Origin of the sequence: Nocardia sp. NPDC023852, from assembly GCF_040639505.1 — a bacterium.
GTDB lineage: Bacteria > Actinomycetota > Actinomycetes > Mycobacteriales > Mycobacteriaceae > Nocardia.
Genome location: NZ_JBFAAB010000011.1, coordinates 182,103 through 188,102 on the forward strand (window position 1 = coordinate 182,103; position 6,000 = coordinate 188,102).

The 6,000-nt window shown below is 69.6% G+C and carries 8 protein-coding genes; 2 read left to right on the plus strand and 6 right to left on the minus strand.

The window, feature by feature from the left end; all coding sequences use genetic code 11:
- Positions 1–102: 102 nt before the first annotated feature.
- Together AB0H00_RS17510 and AB0H00_RS17515 are read right to left on the minus strand one after the other, a co-directional pair.
- Positions 103–519 carry a type II toxin-antitoxin system VapC family toxin gene (locus AB0H00_RS17510; protein ID WP_357267080.1) on the minus strand — a complete coding sequence of 139 codons (417 nt, stop codon included), beginning with the start codon at positions 517–519 and terminating at the stop codon, positions 103–105.
- Positions 516–767, minus strand: a complete 252-nt coding sequence (locus AB0H00_RS17515; protein ID WP_357267083.1) for an Arc family DNA-binding protein — start codon at positions 765–767, stop codon at positions 516–518. The genes AB0H00_RS17510 and AB0H00_RS17515 overlap by 4 nt, the downstream gene beginning before the upstream one ends.
- Positions 768–976: 209 nt before the next feature.
- Here AB0H00_RS17515 and AB0H00_RS17520 point away from each other — a divergent pair, with 209 nt between their 5' ends.
- A complete protein-coding gene (locus AB0H00_RS17520) occupies positions 977–1,204 on the plus strand; it encodes a zinc ribbon domain-containing protein (protein WP_357267086.1) in 228 nt (75 codons plus the stop codon).
- A 23-nt stretch (positions 1,205–1,227) separates the two neighbouring features.
- On the opposite strand, the gene AB0H00_RS17525 is transcribed toward AB0H00_RS17520, so the two are convergent.
- Together AB0H00_RS17525 and AB0H00_RS17530 are read right to left on the minus strand one after the other, a co-directional pair.
- On the minus strand, positions 1,228–1,503 hold the full coding sequence (locus tag AB0H00_RS17525; protein WP_357267088.1) for a SelT/SelW/SelH family protein: 276 nt from the start codon (positions 1,501–1,503) through the stop codon (positions 1,228–1,230).
- Positions 1,504–1,521: 18 nt separating this feature from the next.
- On the minus strand, positions 1,522–1,908 hold the full coding sequence (locus AB0H00_RS17530) for a YchJ family metal-binding protein (RefSeq protein ID WP_357267091.1): 387 nt from the start codon (positions 1,906–1,908) through the stop codon (positions 1,522–1,524).
- A gap of 158 nt (positions 1,909–2,066) precedes the next feature.
- Here AB0H00_RS17530 and AB0H00_RS17535 point away from each other — a divergent pair, with 158 nt between their 5' ends.
- Positions 2,067–2,639: an ATP-dependent Clp protease proteolytic subunit gene (locus AB0H00_RS17535; RefSeq protein WP_357267094.1), complete on the plus strand. Its 573-nt coding sequence runs from the start codon at positions 2,067–2,069 to the stop codon at positions 2,637–2,639.
- A gap of 23 nt (positions 2,640–2,662) precedes the next feature.
- On the opposite strand, the gene AB0H00_RS17540 is transcribed toward AB0H00_RS17535, so the two are convergent.
- The gene (locus tag AB0H00_RS17540; protein WP_357267097.1) at positions 2,663–3,121 is read right to left on the minus strand and encodes a hypothetical protein; all 459 of its coding nucleotides are present in this window, start codon (positions 3,119–3,121) and stop codon (positions 2,663–2,665) included.
- 7 nt (positions 3,122–3,128) lie between these two features.
- On the minus strand, positions 3,129–5,717 hold the full coding sequence (locus AB0H00_RS17545; protein WP_357267100.1) for an AAA family ATPase: 2,589 nt from the start codon (positions 5,715–5,717) through the stop codon (positions 3,129–3,131).
- Positions 5,718–6,000 lie beyond the last annotated feature (283 nt).

The window sequence follows — 6,000 nt, forward strand, 5'->3', positions numbered from 1 at the left end:
TTTCCGTTACTACCGAAACCTGGAACCCAGTCCGGACCCGTGGCCGTTCTACGCCTCGAGCCGGATAGGTACTCGATGTCCAGAACGCGCAGCGCCCCGGTTTCAGGCCCACGGGTCGATGACGGGCACTCCAGCAGCCCGGAACGGTGTGGTGTCGCGGGTGGCCACGGCCATCTTCGCGGCGGCCGCCGTCGCCGCGATGTAGCCGTCGGAGGTACCGATCGCGGCCCCGGTAGCGCGGGCGGTGGCCATGAGTTCGGCGTAGGCGGCGGAGGCGGTCATGTCGAAGACGAGCACGCGCCCGGCGAACAAGGGCAGCACGCGGGTTTCGACCCTGTCGCACAACGTATCTCGCCGCCTGCCCGCGGGCATGGCAGCAATGCCGAACCGCAATTCGGCCACGGTGATGGCCGAAAGGTACAGGGCGTGCAGGGGCTGGGCGTCGATCCAGGCGACCACCTGGGAGTCAGGTGCCTTACGCAGCGGTTCGGAGATGACGTTGGTGTCGAGAACGATCACTCGAACTCCAGGGGGACGGCAGGACTGCGGTCGCGGGCGGAGAGCACGGCGACCTCGTCGTCAGTGAGTTCCACCTCCCTGCCGATCTCGACCAGCAACGTCCCGAGCTTGACCTGCGCCGCGGGCGTGACGGTCTCGATGAGGATCGCCCGGACCTCCGCCTCGGTGCTGCGGCCGTGCTGGGCCGCGCGTACGCGCAGTGCCTCGCGTACCTCGTCGGGGAGATCCCGGACGGTCAGTCTGGCCATGTGCACTCGCCCTTCTCAATTGACGCCATTGGCGTCAACGACTTCATTGCCTTCAAGGCTAGAACAGCGGTGCGCTCCCAGCAAGCCCGCCTTTGCGAAGTCGACAAGCTCGATGGATGGGTTACCGGTGTCCGGAACGACGAACCAGGGCCTGGCCGGTACCGCAGGCCGATCCGAACGGCCCGGCGGCGCGGCCCTACACTGGGCGAATGCCGAGTTACAGCTATCGGTGCCGCAGCTGCGGCGACACCTTCGAGATGACCCGTCCGATGGCGGAGTCGTCGGCACCCGCGACCTGCCCCAGCGGGCACGACGACACGGTCAAACTGCTGACCACCTTCGCCACGGTCACCAGGGGCGGCGGCAGCGCGACTGCGCCGAGCCCCGCGCCGCGTCCAGCGGGCGGCGGCTGCTGCGGTGGCGGCTGCTGCGGCTGACTCCGCTTCGGCCGGCCCGGGTTTCAGTCGCGCCGGTCGACGTGGCCGAGGTCGCGCCCAGGAGCGACCCGGTCGCGCACCCGCTGCTTGAGCACCGCGATATCAGGGAACCCACCGTCGGCTTTGCGCTCCCAGATCTGCTCGCCGTCGACAGTGATCCGGAAGACACCGCCCGACCCAGGAATGAGCGCGACCTCGCCCAGCTCGGTGGCGAAAGTGCTCAGCAGCTCCTGCGCCATCCAGCTCGCGCGCAGCAGCCAGCGGCATTGGGTGCAGTACTCGATCGCGACGCGTGCCATGCCCGCTGACGCTACCGGTCAGGCCTTGTGCGTGCCGTCCAGGTAGACCCACGCGCCCTCGAACCGGGCAAATCTGCTCACCTCGTGCAATGCGCCGCGACCGTCCGCGTCCCGGTAGTGCGCGACGAACTCTACGGTGCCGGTGTCATCGAACAGGCCACCGCGTTCGGCCGCGCGAACCTCCAGGAACAGCCAGCGCCGCGCCGGATCGAGCGCCACTTCCGGCGGACGGGTGCGCGGATGCCAGGACCGCAGCAGGTAATCCACGTCCGCCACCGCGAACGCGGTGTAGCGCGACCGCATCAGCGCCGCCGCCGTCGCCGCGGCGCGTTCCCCGCGTAGCACCGGGCCGCAGCAGTCGTCGAACGTCCCGCCCTGCCCACACGGGCACCTGAGCTCACTCATGCCACCGATCTTGCCGCCGGACGAACGACGCAGCTCCCCCGGGCTCGCCCATACCCAGGCAAACCCGAAAAGAAAACCGAATTCCGTTCGCTCACAGCGTAATTCGCTGACGGTGAACGTCCATTCCGGTATGCTCGGCAAACTCCTACGCTCGGTCCATGGCTACCAGCGGATTCACCTTCGACGATTCGGTACACGAACGACTCCTGCGCGAACGCGTCATCTTTCTCGGCCAGCAGGTCGATGACGACATCGCCAACCGGCTGTGCGCACAGTTGCTGTTACTCGCCGCCGAAGACCCGGACCGCGAGATCAGTTTCTACATCAACTCTCCCGGCGGCTCGGTCGACGCGGGCATGGCGATCTACGACACGATGACCTACGTGGGCTGCGACATCGCCACCTACGCCATGGGTTTGGCCGGTTCGATGGCGCAGGTTCTGCTCACCTGCGGCACCGCGGGCAAACGCCACGCGCTGGCGCACACCCGCATCCTCATGCACCAACCCTCCGCCGGGCTCGGCGGCTCCGCGGCCGACATCCTCATCCTCGCCGAGCAGCAGGCACTCATGAAGCGCCAACTCGCCGGGCTGGTCGCCGAGCACACCGGCCAGACCCATCAGCAGATCCTGACCGACTGGGACCGCGACCGGTGGTTCACGCCGGCCGAGGCGAAGGACTACGGGATCATCGACCACATCATCAGCGGACCACGACAGCCGGTGTCCTAGCCGCCGTGTCGGGCACCGCCCGGCTAGCTCCGGTGCGCGTCGACGGCCGCCAGCTCCGCGGCGAGGGCGACCGTCTGCTCCCGCCAGCGCCGTAGCTCGGTAACGCTCGGCGCGAGTTCGTAGTCGTGGTGGTGCGCGGCCCGTGACAGTGCCGCCCACAGCGCTGCGACCCGCGCCGCCACCTCCGGTCCCGCGAAGGCCCGCAACGCGATCAGCTGTGCCCGCATCGGACAGCGAATCAGCGCGGGCGCCAGTCGCATCCACAGTTCGTCGACGGACTGCTCCAGAGCGATCCGCAAGATCCATGCGGTCGCCCGGGACCACAGCCCGCCCGCGTCGGTCACCGAACCGGCGAGCAGACGATCCACGGTGTCCAGCCGCTCGGCCACCGACGGGCGATTCGCGCGCGGCCGCCGCGAGCCCTTCTTCGGCCCGCGCCGAGGTTCGCGGCGCGCGCCGGTAGGCGGACGCCGCCCGCTCACCGGCGCCTCACCGGGCCAGCCACGCGACGAATTTCTCGGTCTCGCCGATCAACTCACGCATCGTGCGCCCGATCGGCACATGCGCACCCGCCGTCGCGTCGCGCAGCGCGTCCACCACCCACTGTCCTTCGCGCGCGACCAGATTCTTGTTCAAGTCGTCGACCTTGCTGCCCACACCGAACACCGCGAGCGCGACCTTGGCCCTGGTCGACTGTGCCGCGTCGATGTGGCGTTCGACCTCGTGGTGGTTCATGCCCGCGGCGAGCAGGGTGCGCCGTGCCCTCGCCAGGCTCGCCGCCTCGACCGCGGAACGACAGCAGGTGGCCACGAGTTCGTCGGCGATCGCGGCGGGCAGTTGCGGGGTGCGCACCAGCGCACGGGCGTCGTCGAGGTAGCGGCGGACCGGATCGCTCGACACCCGCACCTCGACCACCGAACGGTCGCGGCGCTGCACTTCGAGCACGGTCGCGTCGAGCTCCATCCGCCGCACCGCCTCGGCGAGTCGCTCGTCGTGGGTGAAGACCACCACCTGGCGGGTCCATGCCACCATGGCAAGCACCTGCGCCAGGCCGTCCACCTTCGCCGGGTCCATCGCCTGCACCGGGTCATCGATCATGACGAAGCGGAACGGGCTCTCCTCGACCGTGGCCCGCGGCAGAAACAACGAAAGCCCCAACGCGTGCAGCTCACCCTGGCTCATCACGCCGAGCGCGGCGCCGTCCACCTCGTCCACCGTGACATCCAGCAGCACCCTGCGCGCGGTTCCCGAATTGCCCTGCAGGCGAATCGCGCCCAGTTCGACACTGCTCTGCTGGCGCAGCGTCTGCCACACCCAGCGCGCCGTCGTCTCCAGCGGCGTCATGCGCTCGCCTCGCAGGCCCGCGGTCGCCGACTTCAACCAGTCCTCGGCCTTCTTCACCGTACGCAGTTCGGCGGCACGCGCGGCGACCTCGCGCGCCCCTTGCAGCCAAGTCGCGATCCGCGGTACCAGCGGCGCCCACACCTCGTCGAGGCGGTCGAGTTCCTTGCGGGTGCACTGCTGCAGCAGATCGAGTTCGTCGACCAACCGCGTGTGCGCGCCGCGCAGCCGGTCGGCGAGGTCGGGGGTGTAATCGGCGGTAGTCAATGCGGCCCAGTCGGACCAGGCGCCGCGTACCGCGGAGGTGTCCACCGACGGCGGGTTGCGCGGATCGAATTCCAATTCCGCCGGGACGAGATCCGGCAGCGACCGGGCCGCCTGTACGGCGCTGACCAATTCGGCGCGCGCGGTGGTGAGCGTGTCGACACGTGCGGCGAGCTGGTCGATGGCGGCCTCGGCGTCGTGTGCCCAGGCATCGTCGAGTGCGCCACGTCCGCAGATCGGGCAAGGACACGTCCCGCTCGCCGCTCGGTGATCGCGCGCCCTGCGCAACAGCTCGAGGACCCGCAGATCGGCCTCGGCGTCGGCGGTGGCGCCCTTGGCGACCGCCTCGCCACAGTGCTCCAAGCGAGCGGCCACTTCCTCCACTTCGGTGTCGGTCGGCAGCACGAGCCGCACGATCGCCCGGAGCCCGTCCGGCCAGGCCGGGTCGTCGACGGCGCCGATCACCTCGCCCCCGATCGCGGCGAGATCCGGCTGGGCAGGGCGCAGCAGACCCGCCACCCGAACCGCCCGGTCGTCTGCCACCGACGCGAGCACCTCGAGCAGCTCCAGTCGTTCCTGGCGCGAATCACGCACGGCGCGTTCCAGTTCCAGCCGACGCATTCGGATTCGCTCCTGCGCCATGGTGAGTTCGTCGAGACCGAGCAGCTGATGTAGAGCGTCGAACAGATCGCTCGGCTTGCCGTCGACCAGGGCACCCAGTTCGCTGTAGGACAGGAAGGGGCGGTAGAGCTCCAGCTGGGCCGCCCACCGGTCCACGTCGAATTCCGTTGGCGGGGCGGGCGGATACTGCTGGGTCCAGTGCGCGTCGGTCAGATCCGCGGCGGGAGTCCACTCCTTGGCGATGGTCAACTGTGTGTCTGCCGAGGCTTCGCTCGGCCGAGCACTCCTGGTGTCTGCCGAGGCTTCGCTCGGCCGAGCACTCCTGGTGTCTGCCGAGGCTTCGCTCGGCCGAGCACTCCTGGTGTCTGCCGAGGCTTGGCTCGGCCGAGCACTCCTTGGCGTAACGCCCGCGGTGAGCAGCGACAGCTCGATGCGCGTCGCGTCGCCGTCGTGCAGATTGCGCCAGCCCTCGCGCCAAGCGGCCGACCGGCCGTCCCACCGGCGATTTCCGCCGGTCAGGGCCAGTTCGGCGGCCTCGGCGAAACTGGATTTCCCACTGCCGTTGCGACCGACCACCAGGGTGAGACCGGGCCCGGGCGGCAGGTGCAGCGTCGCCTCCGGCCCGATGCCGCGGAAACCGCGCACCCGGATGGAGCGCAAGAAGATGCCGGAGTGGCCGAATGCCCTTGCCGGATCACCCGACTCGGCGCCGCCCAGCGCCCGCAGCACGGTCCGTGTCACAGACGGCGGCACCGCGGGATCCTCGGCGAGGCGCCTGGTCACCACCGCGGACAGCCGGGGCGCCGCGTCCGCCGGACCGTTGACCCGGATGGCGTCGGCATCCAGGCGCATGCGAAAACCCCCTCCACCACCGAGCCGCCACACGTCCTCCGACCTCGTGCACGGCACCTTCGTCGAAGCTGTGCGAAACGGTACCCGATCGCGCCGCATTCGCAAGGAGTGCTCGGCCGAGCGAAGCCTCCGCAGACACCAGAAGTGCACGGCCGAGCGAAGCCTCCGCAGACACCAGAAGTGCACGGCCGAGCGAAGCCTCCGCAGACACCAGAAGTGCACGGCCGAGCGAAGCCTCCGCAGACACCAGAAGTGCACGGCCGAGCGAAGCCTCCGCAGACAC